Source organism: Aeromicrobium fastidiosum (assembly GCF_017876595.1).
GTDB lineage: Bacteria > Actinomycetota > Actinomycetes > Propionibacteriales > Nocardioidaceae > Aeromicrobium > Aeromicrobium fastidiosum.
The window spans coordinates 2,664,759-2,689,944 of record NZ_JAGIOG010000001.1 but is presented as its reverse complement, the minus strand read 5'-3'; the positions used below and the strand labels follow the sequence as shown (position 1 = coordinate 2,689,944).

Below are 25,186 nucleotides of genomic sequence, written 5' to 3'. Positions count from 1 at the left end.
GGGGGAGTGTCCATGCAGCTGATCGACCGTTCGGCCGTGCGCCTGACCTTCGGCGACGACCTGTTCATGCGTCGCCACCGCGGTCTGGGCAGCCCTGTCGTGAACCAGTTCGCGTGGCGGTTCGACGAGCGCGTCGCGGCCGAGGATCTCGTCCGGATGCGCGATGCGCTCGCGCACGGTGCCCTGGCCCGGCGGGCTCATCGCGCCCTCGTGCCGGCGGCGCGCTCCCGCTGGTCGCGCGTCGCAGAACCGCCCGAGATCGTCCGGCGGGACGAGCCACTGGACGAGCACGAGGTCATGCCGTGGCTGCGGTGGCTCGGCGCGACCCGGCTCGATCCATCGCGCGGCGACTCGTGGCGGCTCATCGTCGCCGACATCGCGGACGGCGGAGCGGTCGTGTCGCTGCTCGCCGATCACGCCGTCGCCGACGGCGGAGCGATGCTCGATGCCGTCGAGCGGGCGTCGGCCGGCCGTCCACCTCTCGCCGTCCCGACCCGGCCGCGACTGGCGAAGGCACTCGTGGCTGACGCCCACGACGCCGCGACTCAGCTGGGGTCCGTGGCACGCTGGGGCGCGAAGGGCCTGCGGCCACCGGCCCAGCCACCGAAGCGCCCGCCAGGCAGCACCGACCGTGATCGCAGCGGAGGCGTTGCCCGGCGACCGGCGGGTGTGCCACCGTCCGGATGGACACCCCCCACGGTCGTCGTCGAGTGCAGCACGGCCCAGATCGCGGAGGCAGCGGCCCGCCACGGAGGCTCGCCCAACACCTGGTTCGTCGCGGTGGCGGCGGCGCTCGCGTCCACGTCGGGCATAGCCGTCGCCGGCCGCCCCGTGCGTGTGGCGCTGCCCGTCAGCGCCCGGACGCCCGACGACATCCGGTCCAACGCGACCCGCATCGCCCACGTCGACGTCGAGGCCGGCGTCCCGGTCGCCCGCGACCTCACGGACGTCCGAACGCGGTGCAAGCAGGCGTACTCGGCGCTCGGCGCTGCGGTCCCGGCAGCCGACGGCTCCCTCCTGACGCTGGTGCAGATGATGCCGACCGTGGTCGTCCGGCGCCTGCCAGCGCCGCCCGCTGCCACGGTGCTCGCGTCCAACCTCGGCGCGGTCTCCGACGCATTCTGCGCCCCCACCGGGCGTGAGGGTCCGCGCGCCCGGAGCATCGCGGCGCTGGCCGGCCCCCGGCAGGTCGACCGGGCAGAGCTCGCGGCGCTCGGTGGGGGCCTGATGGCCTGGACGTGCGCGGTGGGTGAACGGACGACCCTGACCGTCAGCGCCCTCGATCCCGCTCGCGTGCCCGACGACGCGACCCTGCTCGATGCGATGACCACGGTCCTGTCGGCCTGGGACGTCGAGGCACGACCGTGGTAGCCGGCCCGGGCGACCTGGTTCGACCACCCGCCCCACCACTCGAAGGAGCCGCATCATGACCGAATGGGCCATCCGGGCCGAGGGCCTGGTCAAGGAGTTCGGCTCGCACCGGGCACTCGACGGCATCGACCTGTCCGTTCGCACGGGCACGGTCCACGCCGTGCTGGGGCCCAACGGCGCCGGCAAGACGACGGCCGTGCGCGTGCTCTCGACCCTGCTGCGTCCCGATGCGGGCACCGCCCACGTCTTCGGCCACGACGCCGTGCGCTCCCCCACCGCGGTCCGGTCGCTGATCGGTCTCACAGGCCAGTACGCCTCGGTCGACGAGCTGTTGACGGCGCACGAGAACCTGTTCGTCTTCGCCCGGCTGCTGGGGCTCGGACGTCGGCAGGCGCGATCCCGCGCCGACGAGCTGCTCGAGCGGTTCAGCCTCACCGACGCGGCGCATCGCTCGGTCTCGACCTTCTCGGGAGGCATGCGCCGGCGGCTCGACATCGCCGCCAGCCTGCTCGGCGATCCGCCCCTGCTGTTCCTCGACGAGCCGACGACGGGGCTCGACCCGCGCACCCGCGCCGACATGTGGACGACCGTCCGCGAGCTCGTCGCCGAGGGATCCACGGTGCTGCTCACGACCCAGTACCTCGAGGAGGCCGACCAGCTGGCCGACCGGATCGCCGTGATCGACCGGGGTCGCGTCGTCGCCGACGACACCTCCGAGGCGCTCAAGCGCTCGGTCGGCGGGTTGACGCTGCAGCTGCAGATCGGCGACCGCGAGCGATGGCCCGAGGCGATGCTCATCGTCGAGCGGCTCACCGGCCGCGAGCCGTCGATCGTCGACGGCCGCCTGGCCGTGCCCATCACGTCGAGCGCGGTGACGTCCGGCGTCGTGCTGGCGTTTCACGAGCGCGCCATCGTCCTCGACGAGATCAGCGTCGCCAGGCCCACGATGGACGACGTCTTCTTCGCCCTGACGGGGTCTGCCGGCACCGAGCGTCAGGACGCCGCATGAGCACCGCGTCCGTGACGTCCGTCCGTCGTCCCGCGCTCGGTGAGCCGGGGCTCGTGCTGGCCGCGGCCCAGTCGGTGACATTCGCCTACCGGGGCCTGCTGCGGGTGCGGCACGACCCCCAGCGACTGTTCGACGTCATCGTGCTGCCGATCGTCGGCACCGTGATGTTCGCCAACGTCTTCGGCGGGGCGGTCGCCGGAGGCGTGTCGGGCTACCTCCCGCAGCTCGTCCCCGGCGTGCTGGTGCAGATCGCCGTCACGGCCTCGGTCGTCACCGGCGTCCAGCTGCGCGACGACATGGACCGGGGCGTGTTCGACCGGTTCAGGTCGTTGCCGGTGGCCCGGACGGCCCCGCTGGCCGGTTCGCTGCTGGCCGATGTCACTCGCTACGTCGTCGCGGTGTCGATGACCGTCGCGGTCGGGGTGGCGATGGGCTACCGGCCGGCGTCGTGGGGTGGTCTCGCCGCCGGCTGCGTGCTGGTGGTGGTCAGCGCCTTCACGATCAGCTGGGTCTTCGCGCTCATGGGGGTGCTGATGAAGAGCGCCTCGGCGGTGCAGGGCGTCTCGATGCTGGTGCTGACACCGCTGTCGTTCATGTCCAACGCACTCGTGCCCACCGAGACGATGCCGGGCTGGATGCGCGCGATCGCGGAGGTCAACCCCGTCACCCACCTCGTGACGGCCGTGCGCGACCTGGCCGACGCGGCACCGGCCACCGGCTCCGTCACGACGGCGATCGTCGGCGCGGCCGCCGTGCTGGCGGTCTTCGCCCCGCTGACCGTCCGGGCCTACGTCCGCAGCGCCTGACCCGACGGAGACGCCATGACCATGACCGACCGCACCCACCGGACGACGACCCGCGCCGGGACCGGCAACCGCCTGACGTACGACGACGACCTCTTCATGCGGTCGCGCCGCGTGCTCGGCATCGGGGTCGTCAACCAGACGGTGTGGCGGTTCGACCGACCGATCCACCCCGACCGCCTCGACCGCCTGCGCACGGCTCTGGCCGGCGGTCCCCTGGGCCGGGCCGTCAAGCGCTCCACGGTGCCCGGTGCCCGCGACCGGTGGGTGGCCGCACCGCAGGCGCGCCCCGTGCATCTCGAGCAGCGAGCCCTGCCACCCGGCGAGGTGCTGGCATGGGCCGACGAGCGTGCCGAGGTCGACCTCGACCCGGAGCAGGCACCGGCGTGGGAGCTCTCGACAGCGGCCACCACCGACGGCGGCGCCGTCCTGTCGCTGCTCACGTCGCACGTCGTGTGCGACGGCGGGGCCCACGTCGCCGCGTTGACGGCCGCGGCCTCGGGCACCGACATCGGACGGCTGCCGGTCGACCACGACCACGTCACGCTCCGCGACGATCTCGGCGACGCCCTCGGCCAGCTGGGCTCTGCCGTCCGCGGCACGGTCGCCGCCGCCAGGGCGGCCCGGGCCCGGGCCGAGACGAGCACGGCGCAGACGTCCGGCCAGGCCCCGGCGGGACCGCGCCGGACCGGCGACGACGCCCCCTACCGTCCGGCGACGGTGGTGGTCGACTGCGACGCCGAGCAGTGGGAGCAGGCGGCCCGCCGGCACGGAGGCACCTCGAACACCCTGCTGGTGGCGATCACCGTCGAGGTGCTGCTCGCCGCGGGACGAGTCGCGCCCGACCGCCCCGTGCGGGTCGCACTGCCCGTCAGCCTGCGCGGCGACCGCGACCTGAGGTCGAATGCCACCTCGGGCGTCTCGATCGACGTCGACACGACCGCGGTCGACGGCGTCGGGCGGGTGCCCGACCTCGCCACGATCCGCTCGCGGTGCCGGCGGGAGTTCTCGGCACTCGCCGACGGCTCGCGGTCCGACGCCCTCGCGCCGCTCAGGCCGCTGGTGCAGATGCTGCCCGACCGCGCCGTCGGCCTGCTGGCGCGCAGCATGACGGCACCGCTGTGCCTGTGCTCCAACCTGGGCGATCTGCCCGCGGAGTTCGCCGCCCCTGTCGGCGTCACGGCGACGTCGGTGCTGATGCGGTCGGTCACGCAGGGCGTCACGCCCGCGATGATGCGCCGCACCCGCGGCGGACTCAACGCCTGGTGGTCGCGGCACGGCAGCACCGTGACGTTCGCCGTGCTCGGCGTCGACCCCGATCACTTCGGGAGCAACGACGAGCTCGGACGTCGCGTGCACGAGGTGTGTCGGCGGTGGGACATCGACGTCCGGTCGTGGTGACCTCGACGCATCCCGTCGATCATCAGACCGGCGTCAGGCCCGGGGGTGCGCCTGCGTGAAGGCAGCACGCAGGCGCTCGTTGCTGACGTGCGTGTAGATCTGCGTCGTGCCCAGCGATGCATGGCCCAGGATCTCCTGCACGCTGCGCAGGTCGGCTCCGCCCTCCAGCAGGTGCGTCGCCGCGGTGTGGCGCAGACCGTGCGGGCCCAGATCAGGCGCACCGTCGACCGCTTCGAGTCGCTCGTGGACCACACGGCGCACGGCTCGCTGGTCGATGCGGCCACCGCGCGCACCGAGGAACACCGCGGCCCCGCTGCTCTCGACCATGAGCTGCTGCCGACCCGAGGCCAGGTACAGCTCGAGGGCGTCCGACGCGGGCAGTCCGAAGGGCACCGAACGCTCCTTGCGTCCCTTGCCGAACACGCGCACGACCCTGCGGTCGCGGTCGAGGTCGTCGACGTCGAGCCCCACGAGCTCGCCGACCCGGATGCCCGTGGCGTAGAGCAGCTCGAGGATCGCGAGGTCGCGCTGCCCGCGTGCCCCGTCGTGCACGAGGCTCTCGGTCGTGGCGTCGAGCAGCGCGCGCACCTCGGTCTGGCTCAGCGCGACCGGCAGCTCGCGGTGCCCCTTGGGGCTGACCAGGAGCGCACCGGCGTCGCTCGTCGACCGGCCGCTGCGCGCCAGCCACGTCGTGAACACCCGGGCCGACGTCGACCGGCGGGCCAGGGTCGTGCGGGCCTTGCCCATCGTCTTGAGGTGCGCGAGCCAGCTGCGCAGCACCCGGATCGTGAGGTCAGCGGGATCGTCGACGCCCAGTCGGCCCGCGTGCGAGCCGAGGCTCTGCACGTCGGTCAGGTAGGCCCGCACCGAGTGGGCCGACAGGTCACGCTCGGCGACGAGGTGGTGCTCGTAGGCCGCGAGGGCAGCCGACCACGCCTCGGTCAGCTCGTCGCGCGTCTCGGTCGTCATCGCCTCCCAGTGTGGATCGCCGTGCTGCCCAGGCCGCGTCGGCGCGCCGGGAGGAGTCGTCCAAGGACCATCCCACCACGACCCTCTTGTATTTTGTCGATCGTTCGGTAATCTTCTCGCATGGGACGTCCACGCACCATCTCCGACGACACCGTGGTCTCCGGCCTGACCGCGACCTTCCGCGCCGACGGGTACGCCGCGGCCTCGCTGTCGACGCTCGCGCAATCGTCGGGCCTGCGGTCCGCGAGCCTGTACCACCGCTTTCCCGACGGCAAGGCAGGCATGGCGCTCGCGGTGCTCGCCGAGGTCGAGCGCCGCTTCACGCACGTCCTGGAGCCGCTCGACGCGGGCGCGAGCCGATCCCCCGCGTCCGACGTCGCCGAGATGGCGCGCCGGCTGGCCGAGTTCTACGCCGATGGTGAGCTCGCCTGCGTGCTCGACACCATGACCGTCGGCGACGCACCCGCTGCTGTGGTGGCCCGCGCCCGAGCGCTCGCACGCGCCTGGGTCGACGCCATGGCCCACGCCTCGGCACGGGCCGGCAGCGACACCGCGCAGGCACGCCGTCGAGCGCTCGACGCTTTCGTGCGGGTCGAGGGCGCGCTGGTCGCCTCTCGAGTGCTGGGCGACGTGACCCCGTTCGGAGACGTCGTCGCCGATCTCCCCGATCTCCTCACCCGTCAGGACGTGCCATGAGCCGGCGCTATGCCTCGATCGCCTTCACGGACTCCGTGCGCGACGTGCAGGACGAGCACGGCAGCGGCGAGTTCTACGCCCAGCACGTCGCCCGCGGCCAGGAGATCGCGACCGGCGACGCGCTGGACGATCGTGCGGCAGCCTTCTTGTCGGCCCGCGACAGCTTCTACCTCGCCACGGTCGGCGAGGGCGGCTGGCCGTACGTGCAGCACCGGGGCGGCGACGGAGGGTTCGTCCGCGTGCTCGACCCGCACACGATCGGTTGGGCCGACCTGGGCGGCAACCTGCAGTACGTGACGACCGGCAACCTGACGACGGACGACCGCATCGCCCTCATCGCGGTCGACTACCCGCATCGCGCGAGGCTCAAGCTGTTCGGGCGGGCGACCGTCGTGCAGGCTGCCGACGATCCCGAGCTGGCCCGGCGGCTCGTCGTCCCCGGCTACGACGGCACGGTCGAGCGCCTCGTGACCGTCACGGTCGAGGCGTACGACTGGAACTGCCCGCAGCACATCACGCCGCGCTACACGGTGAGCGAGCTCGCACCGCAGATCGCCCCGCTACAGCAGCGCCTCGCGCAGCTGGAGGCCGACAACGCCAGGCTCCGCAGCGAGCTGGCGTCGTCCTCCGGCACCGTCGAGGCGTAGCCCCTGGGCCACTCAGCCGGTGTCGGCGCGGCGGTCGAGCACCCAGCCCGTCGACCGCTGCACGACCAGGCCGCGGGACCGCAGCAGCTCGAGTGCCACCCGCACCTGCGCCGTGGTGAGCCGGACCGCTGACGCGATCTCCGCCGGCTGTCGTGCTGACCGCCAGTCGAGACCGTCGAGCGTGGCGCGCGCGACGGGTGCGAGCAGGTCGAACTCGGTCGGCGCGATGGGCTCGGCGGACTCCTCGGCACCCAGGCCGCCGAGCTCCTCGAGCACGTCACGACCACTCGTCACCAGCACGGCCGTACCTGCACGCACGGCGGCATGGGTTCCTCCCGACGCCTTGGACGTGACCGGGCCGGGCATCGCCATCGTGACGCGCCCCAGCTGATCGGCCCAGTGCAGCGTGTTGAGCGAGCCGCTGCGCACGGCAGCCTCGACCACGACGGTGCCGACGCTGAGGGCGGCGATGATCCGGTTGCGGGACAGGAACCGGCTCTTGACCGGGTTCTGGCCGGGTGCCTGCTCGCTCACGACCAGCCCGCCGTCGGCGATGCGGTCGAGCAGCGTCGCGTGCGACCGCGGGTAGTCGAGGTCGGCCCCGCACGCCAGCACCGCGACAGTGGGTCGCTCCATCGCCAGCGTGCCGCGGTGCGCGCAGCCGTCGATGCCGTAGGCGGCGCCGCTCACGACGGTCCACCCGCCGTCGGCCAGGTCGGCACCGAGGTCGGACGCACACTCGGCACCGTAGGTCGTGCAGTCGCGCGCACCGACGACCGCGACGGACTGCTCGGCGAGCTGGCCGAGGTCGCCCGACCCGCGCACCCACAGCCCCAGGGGCGCGCCCGTGGTGGCCTGCAGCGGCTCGACGTGATCGAGGTCGTCGAGCCGGTCCGGCCAGTCGCGGTCGCCCGGGCACACCCATCGCAGGCGTGCCGCAGTCGCCCGCTGGGTCGCGACCTCGACCAGGCGGTCGAGGTCGGCTCCCCGCTCGAGCCACGCCGCCGGCATGGGCACGCCGGTCGGCGGCCGGTCTCCGCGCACGGCTGCGACGATCCGTCCGGGCTCGTGGTCGGCCAGCAGACCCGGCAGACGCGGGTCGCCCGGTTCGACGACGAGGCTCAGCGCCAGGCGATCGCGCCGCGTCACGAGGCCTGCACCATGTCGCGCATCGCTCCCCCGAGCGCCGTGCCCCGTCGCAGCGACAGCGCGGCATCGACCTCGTCGGCACCCGGCACGTCGCGCCCGCTGAGGTCGGCGATGGTCCACGCCAGCCGCAGGATGCGGTCGGCCGAGCGCGCGTTGAGCTTGTTGGCGCGCAGCTGGTGGTCGACCAGCGCGCGCCCCGCATCGTGCACGGGCCAGTGCTTGCGCAGCTCGACACCCGGCACCTCGCTGTTGGTGCGCCACGGCGAGCCCGTCAGCCGCCACAGCTGCCTCTCGCGTGCCTCGACCACGGCGCCCGCTAGCTCCGACGTCGACCTCGCGCCGGTCATGCCCGAGACCAGCTCGGGCCGGGTGATCGCCGTGAGCGAGCGATGGATGTCGATCCGGTCGCGGATCGGACCCGACAGTCGGTCGGCGTAGCGTCGCCGCATCAGCGGGGTGCACCGGCACTGGTCGGACACCGCCGAGCTGAGACCGCAGGGGCAGGGGTTGGCGGCCAGCACGAGCTGGAACCGGGCCGGGAACGCCGCCGTCATGGCCGCACGTGACACCACCACGTGCCCGCTCTCGAGCGGTTGCCGCAGCGCCTCGAGCACGTTGGACGCGAACTCCGGCGCCTCGTCGAGGAACAGCACTCCGTGGTGGGCGAGGCTCAGCGCTCCCGGGCGGATGACCCTGCTGCCGCCGCCGACGATCGAGACCGCGCTGGCCGTGTGGTGCGGGTCGAGGAACGGCGGCCGGGTGAGCAGGGGCGCGTCGCTCGGCAGCACCCCGGCCACGGAGTGCACGGCGCTGACCGACAGCGACTGCTCGTGCGTGAGGTCGGGCAGCAGTCCCGGCAGACGCTGCGCGAGCATCGTCTTGCCGATGCCGGGTGGCCCGGTCATCAGCAGGTGGTGCCCTCCAGCAGCCGCGACCAGCAGGGCCATCCGCGAGTCCTCCTGACCCGAGATGTCGGCGAGGTCGAGGTGCGCCAGCCGGTCGCCGGACGTCCACGAGATCGACGGGACGTCGTCGAGCGGTGGCACGGGCGGGTCGTCGGGCTGCTCCTGCCCCGTCAGCAGCGCGACGGTCTGGCGCAGCGAGCGGACGCCGACGACCGAGATGCCCCGCACGAGCTCGGCCTCCGGCACGTTGACCTCCGGGACGAATACCCGGTCGAAGCCGGCCTCGGCCGCCGCGAGGGTCGCCGGCAGCACGCCCCGGATGGCCCGAAGCCGACCGTCGAGCGCGAGCTCGCCGAGGAACGCGGCGCCCGCCAGCTGCTCGGCCGGGATGAGCGACTTGGCCGCGAACACGCCGAGAGCGATGGCGAGGTCGTAGTGCGAGCCCGACTTCGGGAGCGTCGAGGGCGCGAGATTGATCGTCACGCGCTGGTCAGGCCACGTCGTGCCGGAGTTGGCGACGGCCGAGCGGCAACGATCACGTGCCTCGTTGACCATCGTGTCCACGAGGCCCACCAGCACCGTCTGCGGGAGGCCACCACCGATGTCGACCTCGACCTCGATCGGCCGGCCCGACAGACCGTCGAGCGTCACCGAGTGCGTCGCCGCCGCCATCAGGCCACCCCGGCGATGCGCTCGACGACGGGCCCGCCCTTGGGCGGCACCACGACCGAGACGACGTCGATGCGGACGCTGGGCGGCGACACGTCGTGCACCTCGAGCCAGTGGCTCGCCAGCCTGCGCAACCGCGCGGCCTTCTGCCCCGTGATGGCCTCGAACGGTCCCCCGCGCAGGGACGAGGTGCGCGTCTTCACCTCGCAGATGACCAGCGTGGAGCCGTCGCGCGCCACGATGTCGATCTCGCCGTACCGGCACGTCCAGTTGGTCGCCAGGACCACCATCCCGAGGCCGCGGAGGTGGTCGGCCGCCACCCGCTCGCCGTAGTCGCCGACGGACTTGCTGCGCTGATAGGTCATGCCTCCAGCGTCGTCACCCCGCGGGCCGGGCGACAGGACGTCGTCCGCCCCTGTGGACCGACCGGCAGCAACAGCTCACCTGTGGACAGCCGAGCCGGAGACCGTCAGACCGCTCCCCCGGACGACGACGACCCGTTGTCCGAAGAGTTGCCGGGACGCGACGTGTACCGCCCCGACAGTCGGCCCGCACGGACGCGGCGGCCCAGCGTCGCACCGAGCAACCAGATCATCGTGAGCCCCAGCACCACGGCACCCAGGACGACCGCGCCCATCACGTAGACCACTGTCATGGGGCCCCCTTCCGAAGAACCTGCGTCAGTCGTCCGCGCCGGGCACCTTGAAGTCCGAGCCCTGCAGCTCCTCGACGTTGACGTCCTTGAACGTCAGCACCTTGACGTTCTTGGCGAACCGCGCGGGCCGGTAGATGTCCCACACCCAGGCGTCGTTCATCGACACCTCGAAGTAGGCGTCGCCCGTCTCGGAGCGCACCTTCACGTCGACCGCGTTGCACAGGTAGAAGCGCCGATCGGTCTCGACGACGTACTTGAAGATCGACACGACGTCGCGGTACTCGCGGTAGAGCGCGAGCTCCATCTCCGACTCGTACCGCTCCAGGTCTTCCGAGCTCATGCCGTTCCTTCCATCGTCATCGCTGCCTTGACGTTCACATAGGTCTTGCGGTGCTCGTCGCACGGTCCGTGCTCGCGCAGGGCCGCCTGGTGCACGGCCGTGCTGTAGCCCTTGTGCGTGGCGAAATCGTACGCCGGGAACTGCTCGTGCATGCGCACCATGAGACGGTCGCGCGTCACCTTGGCGATGACCGACGCCGCCGCGATCGAGGCCGCCACGCGGTCGCCCTTCCAGACCGCGAGCCCCGGAACGCCCAAGCCGTCGACCGGGAAGCCGTCGGTGAGGACGTAGCCGGGTCGCACCTCGAGCCTCCACAGCGCACGGCGCAGTGCGGCGATGTTGGCGCGGTGCAGGCCCATGCGGTCGCACTCGGCAGCCGGCACGACGACGACCGACACGTCGACGGCGCGACGCATGATGAGGTCGAAGCAGACCTCGCGGCGCTTCTCGGTCAGCAGCTTGGAGTCGGCGAGCCCGGCGATGGGACGGTCGAGCACGACGGCCGCTGCGACCAGCGGGCCGGCGCACGCACCGCGGCCGGCCTCGTCGACCCCCGCGACGGGGTGCAGCCCCTGTCGGGCGAGCGCGCGCTCGTAGCCGTACAGACCCGCGTCGCGGCGGATCGTCGCGCCCTTGGCCAGCCTGGTCATGGAGCGTGCCTGGTCACTTGCCGTTGACGGCGTCGAACGTGGAGGGCTTCTTGATGAACCCGGCGCGACCCAGCGGCCACACCCGCACCCAGGCCTTGCCGACGACGGCCTTCTCGGACACCTGCCCACCACCCGGATCAGCCTGGTGCGCACGGGAGTCGGACGAGTTGCCGCGGTTGTCGCCCATGACCCAGAGGTAGCCCTTCTTGACCTTGACCTCGAAGGTCTCGTCCTTCGTGGCCGTCTCGTCGAGCAGATAGGGCTCGTCGAGCTGGACGCCGTTGACCGTCAGCTTGCCGTCGGTGCAGCACTCGACGGTGTCGCCGCCGACACCGATGACGCGCTTGATGAGGTGGCCTCCGGTCGGGAAGAGGCCGACCTTCTCGAGCGCCTTCTGCACGACGTTGCCGGCGCGCTGCGACTCGTCGGGCCCGAGCCAGCTGCCCGGGTCGTCGAACACCACGATGTCGCCGCGCTTGACGTCGCCACCCCAGTAGGACACCTTCTGGACGAGGATCTTGTCGTTGACCAGCATCGTCGGCTCCATCGACTCCGACGGGATGTAGAACGCCTGGAGGAAGAACGTCTTGACGACGACGGCCATGACCATCGCGGTGAGGACCAGAAGGATCGACTCCTGCCAGACGGGGAGCTGCCGCTTCTTGGTCTCAGTCACCCGGTGAGCCTAGCCGGAACCGTCAACGCCATCGCGCCCGGACGGAACGTGTTCGTGCGCCGTGTCGATCAGGCGTCGATCAGGGTGACGGCACGTCGTCGAAGGCCGACGTCCCGTCGACGAAGCCCGCGCGACCGAGCGGCCAGAGCCGGAGCCAGGCCTCGCCCACGACGGTCGACTCCGGCACGAAGCCGCCCCCCGGATCACCGATGTGCTGAGGTGAGGCGCTCGAGTCTCCGCGGTTGTCGCCCATGACCCACAGCCGTCCCGAGGGGACCTTGACGTCGAACGGGGTCTGCGCGGTCGACGTGTCGTCCATGAGGTAGGGCTCGTCGACGGCGGTGCCGTTGACCGTCAGCCGCCCGGCCGTGCAGCACACGACGTGGTCGCCGCCGACGCCGATGACCCGCTTGATGAGGTGCCCGCCGCTCGGGAACAGGCCGACCTTCTCGAGGGCACGCTGCACGACGTTGCCGGGACGTGCGTCCTGCCCCGCGCTGAGCCATCCCCCCGGGTCGTCGAAGACCACGATGTCGCCCCGCTGCGGGCCGCCGCTCCAGTACGAGACCTTCTGGACCACGATCTTGTCGTCGACCAGCATCGTCGGCTCCATCGACTCCGACGGGATGTAGAACGCCTGGAGCAGGAAGGTCTTGACCACGACGGCCAGCACCATCGCGACCGCCACCAGGACGATCGACTCCTGCCAGACCGGGAGGGACCGCTTGGAGGTGTCAGGCACCCGCAGAGCGTACCGGCTGCGCGGCCTCGCGGCCGTCGCCAGTCGCGGAACGAACCATCCAGACGTCGATCGCGTCCTCGCGCTCGACGACGAAGCCGTGGCGCTCGTACAGCCGGCGGGCCGCACTGCCCTGCAGCACGTTGAGCCGGAACGGTCGCGGGTCGCTGTCGGCCCGCAGGACGTGGTCGAGCACCTGACCGCCCAGGCCACGGCCCTGGTGATCGGCGCGGACGTAGAGGTGCTCGAACCAACGCTCGTCCGGCTCGGGTCGTACCGCGAACAGGCCGATCGCGATGCCGTCGACCTCGATGACGCTGGTGTGCTCGGGGCGGTAGGCGTCGAGGAATCGACGCCTGACCCTCACGACGTCGTAGCGTCCCAGCCGCTCGAGGTCGGGACGCATGACGTCAGCGCGCAGCTCGGCCATCCACGGCGCGTCGGACGGATCGGCCGGACGCAGCGACCACGGCGCAGGGACGCCAGAAGCCCCCGCCGCGGACGGCGAGGGCTTCTGTGACAGATCGGTCATGCGTGGGGCACGACTCAGATGTCGCGCTTCTCCTTGATCTTGGCAGCCTTGCCTCGCAGGTTGCGCAGGTAGTAGAGCTTGGCGCGACGCACGTCGCCGCGGATCGCGACGTCGATGTGGTCGATCACGGGCGTGTGCAGCGGGAAGGTGCGCTCGACGCCGACGCCGAAGCTGACCTTGCGGACCGTGAACGTGCGGCCGACGCCGGAGCCCTGGATCTTGATGCAGACACCCTTGAAGACCTGGATGCGCGAGCGGCTGCCCTCGATGACCTTGACGTGCACCTCGAGGGTGTCACCGGCGCGGAAGGCGGGGAGGTCGGTGCGCAACGACGCGCTGGCGACCTGGTCGATGAGGTTGGTCATGATGCTGCTCCTCGCTGGTGCCACAGGTCACCGACGGATGGTTGGTCAAAAGGAAGGGGTTCGGCGATGATCGACGGCTCCCCTGTGGCAGATCCGTCCGACGCCAAGGGTCAATGTTGCCACACGGGCAGCGTGCGGAGCCAATCGCCTCGGCGGCCTCGGCCCCACGGTTCGCAGTTTCCCAGGTGCACCCCGGATCTGCGCCGGGGCCGGTGCCGGAATCTGGGTCACGCAGGTTCCTGACACCTCACCCCGGTAGCGACCGGGGTGAGGTGCCAGCTTCAGGGGTGCGCCCAGAATGCTTCGGGGGTGAACCTGGGAAACCGTCGCGCCCGGACGCGCCGACGCGCCCACCGGGCGTACCGGCGGGCGCGTCGGGTCGTGCGGAGGTGCGGACGGTCAGTTGAGCGCGTAGCCCGTCTCGCCGTGGAGCACCGAGTCGATGCCGGCGGCCTCCTCGTCCTCCTTGATGCGGAAGCCGATCGTCTTGTCGATGATCGTGCCCAGGATGAAGGCGACGACGAACGAGTAGGCGCCGACCGCGGCAGCCGGGATCAGCTGGACGATGAACTGGTCCAGGTTGCCGCCACCGGTGAACAGGCCCGTGCCGATCGCGAAGAAGCCCAGGTAGAGCGTGCCGATGACGCCGCCGACGAGGTGGATGCCCACGACGTCGAGCGAGTCGTCGAAGCCGAGCTTGTACTTGAACTCGATCGCGATGGCGCAGACGCCGCCGGCGACCAGGCCGAGCACGATGGCCCAGTGCGGCGACAGGTTGGCGCAGGCCGGGGTGATCGCGACGAGGCCTGCGACGATGCCCGATGCGGCACCGACAGCGGTGGCCTTGCCGTTCTTGAAGTGCTCGACCAGGATCCAGCCCAGCAGCGCGGCGGCCGGGGCCACCAGGGTGTTGACGAAGATCAGGCCGGCGGAGCCGTTGGTGCCGGCCGTGCCCGTGGCGAGCGCAGCGCCGCCGTTGAAGCCGAACCAGCCGAACCACAGGATCGCCGCACCGATGAGCACGAGCGGGACGTTGTGGGGCTTCTGCAGCTCGCGGCTGAAGTTGACGCGCTTGCCGAGGACGATCGCCAGGGCGAGCGCCGCAGCGCCGGCGTTGATGTGCACCGCGGTGCCACCCGCGTAGTCGATCGTGCCGACGTCGAGGCCCAGGTGTCCGCCGAGCTGGCCGACCCAGCCGGTGAACGTCGGGACGCCGTCGTCGTCGGTGACGAAGGAGAACACCGAGGCGGCGACCGGGAAGTAGACCAGCGTCGCGAACAGGCCGGCGAAGACCATCCACGGGAAGAAGCGCGCACGGTCGGCGATGGCGCCCGAGATCAGCGCGACCGTGATGATGGCGAACGTGCCGCCGAAGATCACGCCGGCGAGCGTCAGCTCGCCCTCACCCGCGAACGCGGCCTGCGCCGCGTCGGCCATGCCGAAGTCGGAGAACGCATTGCCCACGACCTCCGGGATCCAGTCACCGCTGCTGCCGTCGACGAAGGCCATGTTGAAGCCGTAGAGGACCCAGAGGACCGCGACGAGTCCCATCGCGCCGAAGCTCAGCATCATCATCGACACCACGCTCGAGGCCTTGACGAGGCCTCCGTAGAAGAACGCCAGTCCGGGCGTCATGAAGAGCACCAGGGCTGCGGTGAGCAGCAGCCAGGCAGAAGACAGATCCATGCGAAATACCTCTCGTGGGGGGCGAGCCGGCCGAGCGGACAGCAACGTTGCTGCGCTCAGTGCAGTGCCACTGTGGCGGCGAGAGGTTTTCTGAGGCTTGCCTGAGGATCACGCTGGTGTTACGTGATCACGGTTCGTGTTAATTCCGTGTCACGCCCGCGTGCCGGTGCATGCCGAGACGTGTCAGTCGAGCAGCTCGGGGCGACGCTGACGCGTCCGTTCGACTGCCTGTTCGCGCCGCCAGGCGGCGATGGCCGCGTGATTGCCCGAGAGCAGGACGCCCGGCACGTCACGACCGCGCCACGACGCCGGCTTGGTGTAGACGGGGTACTCGAGCAGGTTGTCGGCGCCGTGCGACTCCTCGACGAGCGACGCCGGGTTGCCCATGAAGCCGGGCACCAGCCGCACGACCGCCTCGATGATCGCGAGCGCCGCGACCTCTCCCCCGTTGAGGACGAAGTCGCCCAGCGAGATCTCCTCGACGCGCCACCGGGCACCCGCCTCGTCGATGACGCGCTGGTCGATGCCCTCGTAGCGGCCGCACGCGAACACGAGGTGCTGCTCGCCGCTCAGCCGCTCGGCGATGCGCTGCGTGAACGGTGTGCCGGACGGCGTCGGCACGACCACGACGGCCTCGTCGGACGTCAGGGCGTCGAGCGCTTCGCCCCACGGCTGCGGCTTCATGACCATGCCCGCACCCCCGCCGTACGGGGTGTCGTCGACGCTGTGGTGCCGGTCGTGCGTGAACTCGCGAAGGTCGTGCGTCGCGATCTGCAGCAGACCCGAGCTCTGGGCCTTGCCCGCGAGCGACAGTTGCAGCGCGTCGAGGTAGGCCGGGAAGATCGAGATGACGTCGATGCGCATCTCAGTCACCGACGAGGTCGGACGCGGCGTTCTCGGCGCGCGACGGGTCGAGCAGGCCCTCGACGTCCTTGACGGTCACGAACCCGCCGGCCACGTCGACGACCGGCACGAGCTCTGTGACGAACGGGATGAACACCTCGCGGCCGTCGATGTCGACGGTCAATGTGTCTTGGTGGGGCAGGTGCACCAGACCCGTGACGGTGCCGACCACGACGTGGTCGCCGTCGGGTGCTCCCTCTCCGCGGACCTCGAGCCCGACCAGCTGGTGGTCGTAGAACTCGTCGGGGTCGTCTGGGGTGTCGTCGGGGTCGACGACGGCCTCGAGCACCGTGCCATGCAGCAGCTCGGCGGCGTTGCGGTCGGGAACCTCTGCGAACGCCACCACGAGGCGTCCGCCGTGGTGACGTGCCGAGGCGACGGTGAGCGTACGGCTGCCGCAGACGACAGACGAGCCCGGGGCGAAACGCCGGTCGGGCTCGTCTGTGCGGATGTCGACGTTCAGCTCACCACGGATGCCGTGGGCACGACCGATCCGGCCGATGACGACGTGCATGCCGGTGCCGTCAGCTACGACGGTCGACGTCCACGAAGTCGATCCGTGCCCCGCCACGACCGGCGATGGCACCTGCGACCTTGCGGATGGCTGTGGCCGTGCGGCCCTGGCGGCCGATGACCTTGCCGAGGTCTTCGGGATTGACCCGGACCTCGAACAGCTCGCCTCCACGCGTCTGCTTGGCGCGGACGGTGACATCGTCAGGATGATCGACGATGCCGGAGACGAGGTGCTCGATGACCTCGATGATCGGGGCGGCCACGATCAGGCCTTGGCCTCGTCAGCAGCGTCGTCGGCCTTGGCCTCGTCAGCCTTGGGCTCCTCGGCCTTGGGCTCCTCGGCCTTGGGCTCGTCAGCCTTGGGCTCTGCCTTCTTGGCAGCGGCCTTCTTGGTGACCGCGTCGGTCTTGGGCTCGCTGTGGAGCTCCTTGAGCGCGTCCTGGAAGATGTCTTCCTTGCTGCGCTTCTCGTCGGCGAACTTCATGGTGTTCTTGCCACCGATGTCGCCCGTGATCTTGAGCAGGGCGGCGACGGCCTCGGTCGGCTGAGCGCCGACTCCGAGCCAGTACTGCGCGCGCTCGCCGTCGATCGTGATGATCGAGGGCTCGGCCTTCGGGTTGTACGTGCCGATCTCCTCGATCACACGACCGTCGCGCTTGGTGCGCGAGTCGGCGATGACGACGCGGTAGAACGGGGTGCGGATCTTGCCCATGCGCTTCAGGCGAATCTTGACTGCCACGAGTGTGGTGTCTCCTCAGATGTATGAAAGTGGTTGAGCTGTCGGTGCCGCGTGGGGACACGACCGACGAGATCGGTGAGCCGGACGGCGCGAAGATGAGAGGGTCTCCGTGCGAACCGGACGCAAGGGGTCATTCTGCCAGACCCGACCGCCCGGCTCCAATTCGGGCCGCAGCGCGGTCCGGGATGCTCCCACGGCTCGATAGCCTCACCCCATGAACCTGCCCGCCTGCCCGTCCTGCTCCAGTGCCTACACCTACGAGATGGGCGCGCTGCTGGTGTGCCCCGAGTGCGCGCACGAGTGGTCAGTTGACGAGGCGGTGGCACCGGACGAGCTCGCGGGTGCTGTCGTCAAGGACGCCTTCGGCACCGTGCTCACCGACGGCGACACCGTGACGGTCGTCAAGGACCTCAAGGTCAAGGGCCAGTCGCTGTCGATCAAGGTCGGCACCAAGGTGCGCAACATCCGGCTGGTCGACGGCGTCGGCGACCACGACATCGACTGCAAGGTGCCGGGGTTCGGCCCCATGCAGCTGAAGTCGAGCGTCGTCAAGAAGGCCTGACGGCCCCGACGAGCACCGGCCCGTCGACGGCGTGACACCGCCGTAGGATCTGCACATGGCTGATCTGACCGTGCTGCACCACACCGGCTGCTCGACCTCGCGCCACGCCGTCGAGGAGGTCGCGGCCACTGGCCTGCAGGCTCACGTCGTGCAGTACCTCAAGGAGCCCCTCAGCCGCGACGAGCTGGTCACCCTGCTCGGACGGCTCGAGGACCCGCCGGCCGATCTGGTGCGCAAGGACGGCTTCTTCCGTGGACTCGGTCTGGACGCCGACGACTTCACCACGGTCGACGCCGTCGCCGACCTCCTGGTCGAGCACCCGCGGCTCATGCAGCGCCCGGTGCTCGTGCGCGGTGACCGGGCCGTCATCGGGCGCCCGAAGGACCGCGTCGCCGCCTTCCTGGCCGACTGACCAGGTCGTCAGCACGGCGTGGTCGTGGGGCCCCCCTGAGGTGAGCTCCGGCAGGTGAGCCGCCGTCAGGCGGACGCGGTGAACTGCGCCGAGTAGAGGCGCTCGTACGCTCCCCCCGCCTCGCGCAGGGAGTCGTGGGTGCCCTGCTCGACGATGTGCCCCTCCTCCATCACGACGATGTGGTCGGCATCGCGGATCGTCGACAGTCGGTGCGCGATGACGAACGACGTCCGGCCGGCACGCAGCTGCTCCATCGCTCCCTGCACGAGCGACTCGGTGCGGGTGTCGACCGAGCTCGTGGCCTCGTCGAGCACGAGGATCGACGGATCGGCCAGGAAGGCCCGTGCGATCGTCAGCAGCTGGCGCTGTCCGGCGCTGACGTTGGTGCCCTCGTCGTCGATCACGGTGTCGTAGCCGTCGGGCAGCGTGCGCACGAAATGGTCGACGAACGCCGCCTCTGCCGCCGCCATGATCTGCTCCTCGGTCGCGCCGTCGGCACCGTAGGCGATGTTCTCGCGGATCGTGCCGTTGAACAGCCACGTGTCCTGCAGCACGACGCCGAAGTTGCGACGCAGCGGCCCGCGATCCATGCGGGCGATGTCGACGCCGTCGAGCGTGATGCGTCCCCCGTCGAGGTCGTAGAAGCGCAGCACCAGATTGGTCAGGGTCGTCTTGCCGGCACCCGTCGGCCCGACGATCGCGACGGTCTGGCCGGGCTCGGCGACGAGATCGAGGTGGTCGATCAGCGGCTCGTCGGCCGTGTACGAGAACGAGACGTCCTCGAACACGACGCGTCCGCGCACGGGATCGGGGAACGGGGCACCGACCTCGTCGGGGCGCTCCTCGTCCTCGTCGAGCAGGGCGAAGACCCGCTCGGCGGACGCGACGCCCGACTGCAGCACCTGGATCATCGCGGCGACCTGCGTGAGCGGCTGCGTGAACTGGCGCGAGTACTGGATGAACGCCTGCACGTCGCCGATGCTGAGCGAGCCCGACGCGACGCGCAGGCCGCCGATCACCGCGACGAGCACGTAGTTGATGTTGGCGACGAACATCATGACGGGCTGGACGACGCCCGAGATGAACTGCGCCTTGAACGACGCCCCGAACACCGCGTCGTTGCGCTGGTCGAACTCGGCCCGCGCCTCCTCCTGGCGCCCGAACACCTTGACCACGTCGTGGCCAGTGAAGACCTCTTCGATGTGACCGTTGAGGCGGCCCGTGCTGGTCCACTGCTTGACGAACTGGGGCTGCGAGCGCTTCGTGACGGCCTTGGTGATGACGAAGGCCAGCGGGATCGTGACGACCGCGACCAGGGCCAGCAGCGGCGAGATGACGATCATCATGGTCAGCGTGCCGATGACCATCAGCACCGAGGTGAGCAGCTGGCTCATGGTCTGCTGGAAGGACTGCGCGATGTTGTCGATGTCGTTGGTCGTGCGCGAGAGCACCTCGCCCCGCTCGGTGCGGTCGAAGTAGGCCAGCGGCATGCGGTTGAGCTTGGCCTCGACGTCGTTGCGCAGATCGGCCACGGTGTGCTGGACGACGACGGTCGTGATGCGGCCCTGGAACCACTGCAGCAGCGAGGCGAGCACGTAGAGGACGAGCACTCCCCCGAGCACCCACGACAGGCTCGTGAAGTCGATGCCCGAGCCGGGCTTCAGGTCGACCGAGCCCACGAGCGAGGCCAGCTGGTCGTTGCCCTCGGCCCGCAGCTTGGCCACGACCTCGGCCTTGGTGGCACCGTCGGGGAACTGGTCCGACAGGTAGCCCGTGAAGACGATGTCGGTGGCATGACCCAGCACCTTCGGGCCCACGACCGACAACGACGTGGCCAGCACGCCGAACAACACGAGCCCCCACACCAGCATCCGCTCGCGCAGCAGCCGATCGGCCAGGCGCCGCAACGTGCCCTTGAAGTCGCGCGCGCGTTGCGGACCCATGCCCATGCCGGCCAGCGCCGGTCCGCCCGGCCGTGCCCCGCTCATGCGCTCGCCTCCTCGAGGGTCAGCTGCGACAGGACGATCTCGCGGTAGACGTCGCAGCCGTCCATCAGATCGGCGTGCGTGCCGGTGCCGACGACGCGCCCCTCGTCGAGCACCACGATGCGGTCGGCCGAGCGGATCGTCGAGACCCGCTGCGCCACGATGACGACAGCCGACTGGGCGGTGACGGGGCGAAGGGCTGCGCGCAGAGCCGCGTCGGTGCCGTAGTCGAGCGCCGAGAACGAGTCGTCGAACAGGTAGATGGGCGGACGCTTGATGATCGCGCGGGCGATCGCGAGCCGCTGGCGCTGGCCGCCCGACACGTTGGACCCACCCTGGGCGATCGGCGCATCGAGCCTCTCGGGCATCCGTTCGACGAAGTCTTTGGCCTGCGCGATCTCGAGCGCGGCCCACACCTCGTCGTCCGTGGCATCGGGTCGGCCGTAGCGCAGGTTGGATCCGACCGTGCCCGAGAACAGGAACGGCCGTTGGGGCACCAGGCCGATCGAGGCCCAGACGTCCTCGGGATGGAGGCTGCGGACGTCGTGGCCGTCGATCTCGACCGACCCGCCCGTCGCGTCGAACAGCCGAGGGATGAGCCCCAGTAGAGTCGACTTGCCGCTGCCGGTCGAGCCGATGACCGCGGTGGTCTCGCCCGGACGCGCGACGAGGTCGACCTCGTGCAGCACGTCGTGCTCGGCACCCGGGAAGGCGAACGACGCCCCACGGACGTCGATGCGTCCTTCGGAGAGCGTGACGTGGGGCGCGTCCGCGGGTGCCTGCACGCTGGGCTCGGTCTCGAGCACCTCGGTGATGCGCTCGGCCGACACCTCGGCGCGCGGCCACAGCATCAGCATGAACGTGGCCATCATGACCGACATCAGGATCTGCACGAGGTAGTTCTGGAACGCCGTCAGCGTGCCGACCTCGAGATCGCCGCTGCTGATGCGGTAGCCGCCGAACCACGTGGCCAGGACGACCGAGACGTTCATGATCAGCATGACGATCGGGAACATCATGGCCATGAGCCGGCCGACCGCGATCGCGACCTCCATGTTGTCGCGGTTGGCGTCGCCGAACCGCTCGGCCTCGTAGTCCTCCTTGACGAACGCGCGGATGACGCGGATGCCCATGATCTGCTCGCGCATGACGCCGTTGATCGTGTCGATCTTGACCTGCATGAGCCGGAACAGCGGACGCATCTGCCGGATCACCAGGGCGATGCTGATGACCAGCGCCGGGATGACGAGCAGCAGCAGACCCGACAGCTCGACGTCCTGCCGCAGCGCCATCGCGATGCCGCCGAAGCACATGATCGGGGCTGTCACCAGCAGCGTCAGCGCCATGAAGACGATGAGCTGCACCTGCTGGACGTCGTTGGTCGACCGGGTGATGAGCGTGGGGGCACCCAGCTGGGTCATCTCGCGTGCCGCGAACGTCTCGACCTTGCTGAACACGCCGGCGCGCAGGTCACGGCCCAGCGCCATCGCGGTGCGGGCCCCGTAGTAGACCGCGACGATCGTGCAGACCACCTGGAGCACCGTGATGGCCAGCATCTCCAGGCCCGTGCGCACGATGAAGCCGGTGTCGCCGACCACGACGCCACGGTCGATGATGTCGGCGTTGAGGCCCGGCAGGTAGAGGTTGGCCAGGGTCTGGACGAGCTGGAAGAACAGGACGATCGCGATGGGCCGCTTGTACGGGGCGAGGTACGTCCGCAAGAGCGGGATCAGCATGGCCTCAGGCTAGCCCGGCCCACCGACGTTCCTCCACGACAGATGTCACGGTTCGCTCGCGGCGTAGCCGACGTCCCGGCCTTTGACACGATCGCGGACTGTCTCCATCCTGATGGCACACATCTGGCGACGGTCACATCGGGGGGACGCACCACGTCGCGATCCTGCGACACCTGTCCCAGTCGGCCGTCGCACCGACTGGAAGGAACCAGCACCATGCGCATCACTCGCACCCTGGCCGCCGCACTCAGCGCGGCGGCCCTCACGATCGGCTCACTGGCCTCGACGCCAGCGGTCGCCGCCGACAACCCCTATCAACGCGGTCCGGCACCCACCAACACCAGCATCGAGGCCACCCGCGGCACGTACGCCGTGAGCACCAAGACGATCTCGGCGCTGTCCGCCCGCGGCTTCGGCGGCGGCACCATCTACTACCCCACCAGCACGGCCGACGGGACGTTCGGCGTCGTCGCGATCTCGCCGGGCTACACCGCCAGCCAGTCGACGATCGCCTGGCTCGGGCCGCGCCTGGCGTCGTTCGGCTTCGTCGTCGTCACGATCGACACGACCACGCGCTACGACCAGCCCACGTCCCGCGGCTCCCAGCTGCTCGCCGCCCTCGACCAGGCCATCGGCGACAGCACGGTCGGCCCGCGCATCGACGCCACCCGGCAGGCCGTCGTCGGTCACTCGATGGGCGGTGGAGGCACGCTCGAGGCCGCCAAGACGCGTCGCTCGCTCGAGGCCGCGGTGCCGCTGACGGGATGGAACCTCGACAAGACCTGGCCCGAGGTCGAGGCCGCGACGCTCGTGATCGGCGCGCAGAACGACACCGTCGCCCCCACGACCTCGCACTCGATCCCCTTCTACAACTCGCTGAGCGGAGCCGAGCGCAAGGCCTACCTCGAGCTGCGCGGCGCGAGCCACTTCGCGCCCGTCACCTCGAACACCACGATCGCGAAGCACACGCTGTCGTGGCTCAAGCGGTACGTCGACGACGACACCCGCTACGAGCAGTTCATCTCGCCCGGGCCGTCGACCGCGATCGGGAGCCCGGTCTCCGACTACCGCGTGAACTGACGTCCGTCACCGGCCGCACCCGTCGCCTGATGGGTGCGGCCGATGCGCGTCAGATGACGACGTCGAGCGCCAGCACCGCGAGGAGACCCGACACGGACAGCACCGTCTCCATGATCGACCAGCTCTTGATCGTCTGGCCGACCGAGAGCCCGAAGTACTCCTTGACGAGCCAGAAGCCGGCGTCGTTGACGTGCGAGAAGAACACCGACCCGGCACCGATCGCGAGCACCAGCAGCGACACCTCGCCGGCGGGCAGACCGTCGGCGATCGGCTTCATGATGCCCGCCGCGGTGACCGTGGCGACCGTGGCCGATCCGGTCGCGAGGCGGATCACGACCGCGACGAGCCACGCGATGAGCAGCACCGAGACGCCGGAGTCCTCGACGAACTCGGCCACGACCTGCGCGATGCCGGTGTCGATCAGCGTCTGCTTGAAGCCGCCGCCCGCGCCGACGATCAAGATGATGCCCGCGATGGGCGGCAGCGAGCTGCTGAGCACGTCCGACACCTCGTCCTTCGACATCCCCGTCGCAATGCCGAACGTGAAGATCGCGACGATCACGGCGATGAGCAGCGCGACGAAGGGCTCGCCGATGAAGTCGAGGACGCTGCGCAACGTGGTGCCCTCGTCGACCAGGATGTCGCCGAAGGCCTTGGCCATCATCAGCACGACGGGCAGCAGCACCGTCGCGAGCGTCGCGGCGAAGCTGGGGCGGCGCTCGCGCTTGTCGGACGAGGCGTCGTAGAGGTCACCGGCCGGCACGGGCACCCACCTGTCGGCGAAGCGGGCGAAGACCGGGCCCGAGACGACGATCGTCGGGATCGCGACCAGGATGCCGAGGCCCAGGGTCAGGCCGAGGTTGGCACCCACGGCGTCGATCGCCGCCAGCGGTCCGGGGTGCGGCGGCACGAAGCCGTGCATCGCCGACAGCCCCGCGAGCGCCGGGATGCCCAGGGAGATGATGGACCGCTCGGCCCGCTTGGCGACGAGGAAGATGACCGGCATCAGCAACACGAGACCGATCTCGAAGAACATCGGCAGGCCGATGATGGCCCCGATGGCAGCCATCGACCACGGGAGCATCCGCGGGCTCGACCGTCCGACGATCGTGTCGACGATCTGGTCGGCCCCGCCGGAGTCGGCCAGCAGCTTGCCGAACATGGCGCCCAGGGCGATCAGCACGCCGACGCCCGAGACGGTGTCGCCGACGCCCGTGCTGAAGCTGTCGACGACGTCGAGCATGTCGCGGGCCGCGATCGCGCCGACCGTCAGCGAGCCGAGGATCAGCGCGAGGAACGGGTGCACCTTGAAGAACGTGATGGCGACGACGAGCACCGCGATGCCGACGAGTGCGGCGGTGACGAGCTGACCCGTGCCGGCAACGGCCTCGACGGGGTCACCCGTGGCGGTGGCGAGGGAGCTGATCATCGGACGTCCTCCTGGTCGAGTCCGGCCCGCTCGACGAACTCGGCGACGATCACGTCGGGCGGCGGCGTGATGTCGAAGGCCCACCCGCGTTCGTCGTCCTGCAGCGGCTCGAGGGTCTTCTCCTGCGACTCCAGCAGCGACAGCGGCATGAAGTGGTCACGGCCCTCCATGCGCGATCGGATGAGGTCGTGGTCGCCCGTGAGGTGCAGGAACTGGGTGCGGGGGGCGGCGTCGGTCAGCACGTCGCGATAGACGCGCCGCAGCGCCGAGCAGCTGATGACTCCCCCGTCCGCGCCGTGCACCGCGAGCCACTGGCCGATCTTCTCGAGCCAGGGCCATCTGTCGTCGTCCGTCAGGGGCGTGCCGGCCGACATCTTCGCGATGTTGGCCTCGGAGTGGAAGTCGTCGCCGTCGGCGTACTCGACGCCGAACCGGTCGGCCAGCTCATGACCGACGGCCGACTTGCCGACTCCGGAGATGCCCATGACCACGACCAGCGGGGAGGAATGCATGTCTCGAACCGTATGCCTCCTCCGTGTCTCGCGCGAGCCGCGGCTACGACTTT

General features: G+C 70.5%; 29 protein-coding genes. 9 read left to right on the top strand and 20 right to left on the bottom strand.

The window, feature by feature from the left end; translation table 11 throughout:
* The first annotated feature begins 12 nt into the window (after positions 1-12).
* Genes JOF40_RS13335 through JOF40_RS13320 form a run of 4 tightly spaced genes read left to right on the top strand, consistent with a single transcriptional unit; the run spans position 13 to position 4,584 of the window.
* Positions 13-1,371: an amino acid adenylation domain-containing protein gene (locus JOF40_RS13335; protein WP_129184710.1), complete on the top strand. Its 1,359-nt coding sequence runs from the start codon at positions 13-15 to the stop codon at positions 1,369-1,371.
* 55 nt (positions 1,372-1,426) lie between these two features.
* Positions 1,427-2,380: an ATP-binding cassette domain-containing protein gene (locus JOF40_RS13330; protein ID WP_129184712.1), complete on the top strand. Its 954-nt coding sequence runs from the start codon at positions 1,427-1,429 to the stop codon at positions 2,378-2,380.
* Positions 2,377-3,186, top strand: coding sequence for an ABC transporter permease (locus JOF40_RS13325; RefSeq protein ID WP_129184714.1), 810 nt, complete (start codon positions 2,377-2,379; stop codon positions 3,184-3,186). Before JOF40_RS13330 ends, JOF40_RS13325 begins: the two co-directional genes overlap by 4 nt.
* 15 nt (positions 3,187-3,201) lie before the next feature.
* Entirely contained in the window at positions 3,202-4,584 is a 1,383-nt protein-coding gene (locus JOF40_RS13320) for a hypothetical protein (protein WP_129184716.1), read from the top strand.
* 33 nt (positions 4,585-4,617) lie between these two features.
* On the opposite strand, the gene JOF40_RS13315 is transcribed toward JOF40_RS13320, so the two are convergent.
* Positions 4,618-5,553 carry a tyrosine recombinase XerC gene (locus JOF40_RS13315; RefSeq protein WP_129184718.1) on the bottom strand — a complete coding sequence of 312 codons (936 nt, stop codon included), beginning with the start codon at positions 5,551-5,553 and terminating at the stop codon, positions 4,618-4,620.
* Between the two features lie 120 nt (positions 5,554-5,673).
* Between JOF40_RS13315 and JOF40_RS13310 the strand changes: the two genes are divergently transcribed.
* Together JOF40_RS13310 and JOF40_RS13305 are read left to right on the top strand one after the other, a co-directional pair.
* Positions 5,674-6,249 (top strand): TetR/AcrR family transcriptional regulator, encoded by a 576-nt coding sequence (locus JOF40_RS13310; protein WP_129184720.1) that lies wholly within the window; start codon positions 5,674-5,676, stop codon positions 6,247-6,249.
* Complete coding sequence (locus tag JOF40_RS13305; RefSeq protein WP_129184722.1) at positions 6,246-6,896, top strand: pyridoxamine 5'-phosphate oxidase family protein; 651 nt, start codon at positions 6,246-6,248, stop codon at positions 6,894-6,896. Before JOF40_RS13310 ends, JOF40_RS13305 begins: the two co-directional genes overlap by 4 nt.
* Before the next feature lie 12 nt (positions 6,897-6,908).
* Here the strand turns inward: JOF40_RS13305 and dprA are convergent, their stop codons facing one another.
* The 15 genes from dprA to rpsP form a co-directional block, all read right to left on the bottom strand.
* Positions 6,909-8,045, bottom strand: a complete 1,137-nt coding sequence (gene dprA, locus JOF40_RS13300; RefSeq protein ID WP_129184724.1) for a DNA-processing protein DprA — start codon at positions 8,043-8,045, stop codon at positions 6,909-6,911.
* On the bottom strand, positions 8,042-9,622 hold the full coding sequence (locus JOF40_RS13295; RefSeq protein WP_209674604.1) for a YifB family Mg chelatase-like AAA ATPase: 1,581 nt from the start codon (positions 9,620-9,622) through the stop codon (positions 8,042-8,044). Before JOF40_RS13295 ends, dprA begins: the two co-directional genes overlap by 4 nt.
* Positions 9,622-9,984 (bottom strand): YraN family protein, encoded by a 363-nt coding sequence (locus JOF40_RS13290; RefSeq protein ID WP_129184726.1) that lies wholly within the window; start codon positions 9,982-9,984, stop codon positions 9,622-9,624. The genes JOF40_RS13295 and JOF40_RS13290 overlap by 1 nt, the downstream gene beginning before the upstream one ends.
* A 104-nt stretch (positions 9,985-10,088) precedes the next feature.
* On the bottom strand, positions 10,089-10,274 hold the full coding sequence (locus tag JOF40_RS13285) for a hypothetical protein (protein ID WP_129184728.1): 186 nt from the start codon (positions 10,272-10,274) through the stop codon (positions 10,089-10,091).
* A 25-nt stretch (positions 10,275-10,299) separates the two neighbouring features.
* Complete coding sequence (locus JOF40_RS13280; RefSeq protein ID WP_129184730.1) at positions 10,300-10,614, bottom strand: DUF2469 domain-containing protein; 315 nt, start codon at positions 10,612-10,614, stop codon at positions 10,300-10,302.
* Positions 10,611-11,264, bottom strand: coding sequence for a ribonuclease HII (locus tag JOF40_RS13275; RefSeq protein ID WP_129184732.1), 654 nt, complete (start codon positions 11,262-11,264; stop codon positions 10,611-10,613). Before JOF40_RS13275 ends, JOF40_RS13280 begins: the two co-directional genes overlap by 4 nt.
* Positions 11,265-11,277: 13 nt before the next feature.
* Positions 11,278-11,940, bottom strand: coding sequence for a signal peptidase I (gene lepB, locus JOF40_RS13270; RefSeq protein WP_246152868.1), 663 nt, complete (start codon positions 11,938-11,940; stop codon positions 11,278-11,280).
* 79 nt (positions 11,941-12,019) lie between these two features.
* The gene (gene lepB / locus JOF40_RS13265) at positions 12,020-12,682 is read right to left on the bottom strand and encodes a signal peptidase I (RefSeq protein WP_246152869.1); all 663 of its coding nucleotides are present in this window, start codon (positions 12,680-12,682) and stop codon (positions 12,020-12,022) included.
* Positions 12,675-13,211 (bottom strand): GNAT family N-acetyltransferase, encoded by a 537-nt coding sequence (locus tag JOF40_RS13260; RefSeq protein ID WP_129184734.1) that lies wholly within the window; start codon positions 13,209-13,211, stop codon positions 12,675-12,677. The genes lepB (JOF40_RS13265) and JOF40_RS13260 overlap by 8 nt, the downstream gene beginning before the upstream one ends.
* Before the next feature lie 14 nt (positions 13,212-13,225).
* Positions 13,226-13,576 (bottom strand): 50S ribosomal protein L19, encoded by a 351-nt coding sequence (gene rplS, locus JOF40_RS13255; RefSeq protein ID WP_129184736.1) that lies wholly within the window; start codon positions 13,574-13,576, stop codon positions 13,226-13,228.
* A 399-nt stretch (positions 13,577-13,975) separates the two neighbouring features.
* Positions 13,976-15,262, bottom strand: a complete 1,287-nt coding sequence (locus JOF40_RS13250; RefSeq protein WP_129184738.1) for an ammonium transporter — start codon at positions 15,260-15,262, stop codon at positions 13,976-13,978.
* A gap of 183 nt (positions 15,263-15,445) precedes the next feature.
* Positions 15,446-16,126, bottom strand: a complete 681-nt coding sequence (gene trmD, locus JOF40_RS13245; protein WP_129184740.1) for a tRNA (guanosine(37)-N1)-methyltransferase TrmD — start codon at positions 16,124-16,126, stop codon at positions 15,446-15,448.
* Between the two features lies 1 nt (position 16,127).
* Positions 16,128-16,679, bottom strand: coding sequence for a ribosome maturation factor RimM (gene rimM / locus JOF40_RS13240; RefSeq protein ID WP_129184742.1), 552 nt, complete (start codon positions 16,677-16,679; stop codon positions 16,128-16,130).
* Between the two features lie 10 nt (positions 16,680-16,689).
* A complete protein-coding gene (locus tag JOF40_RS13235; RefSeq protein ID WP_129184744.1) occupies positions 16,690-16,941 on the bottom strand; it encodes an RNA-binding protein in 252 nt (83 codons plus the stop codon).
* A 2-nt stretch (positions 16,942-16,943) separates the two neighbouring features.
* A complete protein-coding gene (rpsP, locus tag JOF40_RS13230; RefSeq protein ID WP_129184746.1) occupies positions 16,944-17,417 on the bottom strand; it encodes a 30S ribosomal protein S16 in 474 nt (157 codons plus the stop codon).
* A gap of 214 nt (positions 17,418-17,631) precedes the next feature.
* Between rpsP and JOF40_RS13225 the strand changes: the two genes are divergently transcribed.
* A complete protein-coding gene (locus tag JOF40_RS13225) occupies positions 17,632-17,979 on the top strand; it encodes a zinc ribbon domain-containing protein YjdM (RefSeq protein ID WP_129184748.1) in 348 nt (115 codons plus the stop codon).
* Positions 17,980-18,034: 55 nt separating this feature from the next.
* Positions 18,035-18,391, top strand: coding sequence for an arsenate reductase family protein (locus JOF40_RS13220; protein WP_129184750.1), 357 nt, complete (start codon positions 18,035-18,037; stop codon positions 18,389-18,391).
* A gap of 65 nt (positions 18,392-18,456) precedes the next feature.
* On the opposite strand, the gene JOF40_RS13215 is transcribed toward JOF40_RS13220, so the two are convergent.
* Both JOF40_RS13215 and JOF40_RS13210 read right to left on the bottom strand, forming a co-directional pair.
* Positions 18,457-20,379: an ABC transporter ATP-binding protein gene (locus JOF40_RS13215; protein ID WP_209674601.1), complete on the bottom strand. Its 1,923-nt coding sequence runs from the start codon at positions 20,377-20,379 to the stop codon at positions 18,457-18,459.
* Positions 20,376-22,112, bottom strand: a complete 1,737-nt coding sequence (locus JOF40_RS13210; RefSeq protein ID WP_129184752.1) for an ABC transporter ATP-binding protein — start codon at positions 22,110-22,112, stop codon at positions 20,376-20,378. Before JOF40_RS13210 ends, JOF40_RS13215 begins: the two co-directional genes overlap by 4 nt.
* A 216-nt stretch (positions 22,113-22,328) precedes the next feature.
* Here JOF40_RS13210 and JOF40_RS13205 point away from each other — a divergent pair, with 216 nt between their 5' ends.
* Positions 22,329-23,192 carry an alpha/beta hydrolase family protein gene (locus JOF40_RS13205; protein WP_209674599.1) on the top strand — a complete coding sequence of 288 codons (864 nt, stop codon included), beginning with the start codon at positions 22,329-22,331 and terminating at the stop codon, positions 23,190-23,192.
* A 49-nt stretch (positions 23,193-23,241) separates the two neighbouring features.
* Here the strand turns inward: JOF40_RS13205 and JOF40_RS13200 are convergent, their stop codons facing one another.
* Together JOF40_RS13200 and JOF40_RS13195 are read right to left on the bottom strand one after the other, a co-directional pair.
* On the bottom strand, positions 23,242-24,621 hold the full coding sequence (locus JOF40_RS13200) for a GntT/GntP/DsdX family permease (RefSeq protein ID WP_129184754.1): 1,380 nt from the start codon (positions 24,619-24,621) through the stop codon (positions 23,242-23,244).
* Positions 24,618-25,133, bottom strand: coding sequence for a gluconokinase (locus JOF40_RS13195; protein ID WP_129184756.1), 516 nt, complete (start codon positions 25,131-25,133; stop codon positions 24,618-24,620). Before JOF40_RS13195 ends, JOF40_RS13200 begins: the two co-directional genes overlap by 4 nt.
* Positions 25,134-25,186: the final 53 nt, after the last annotated feature.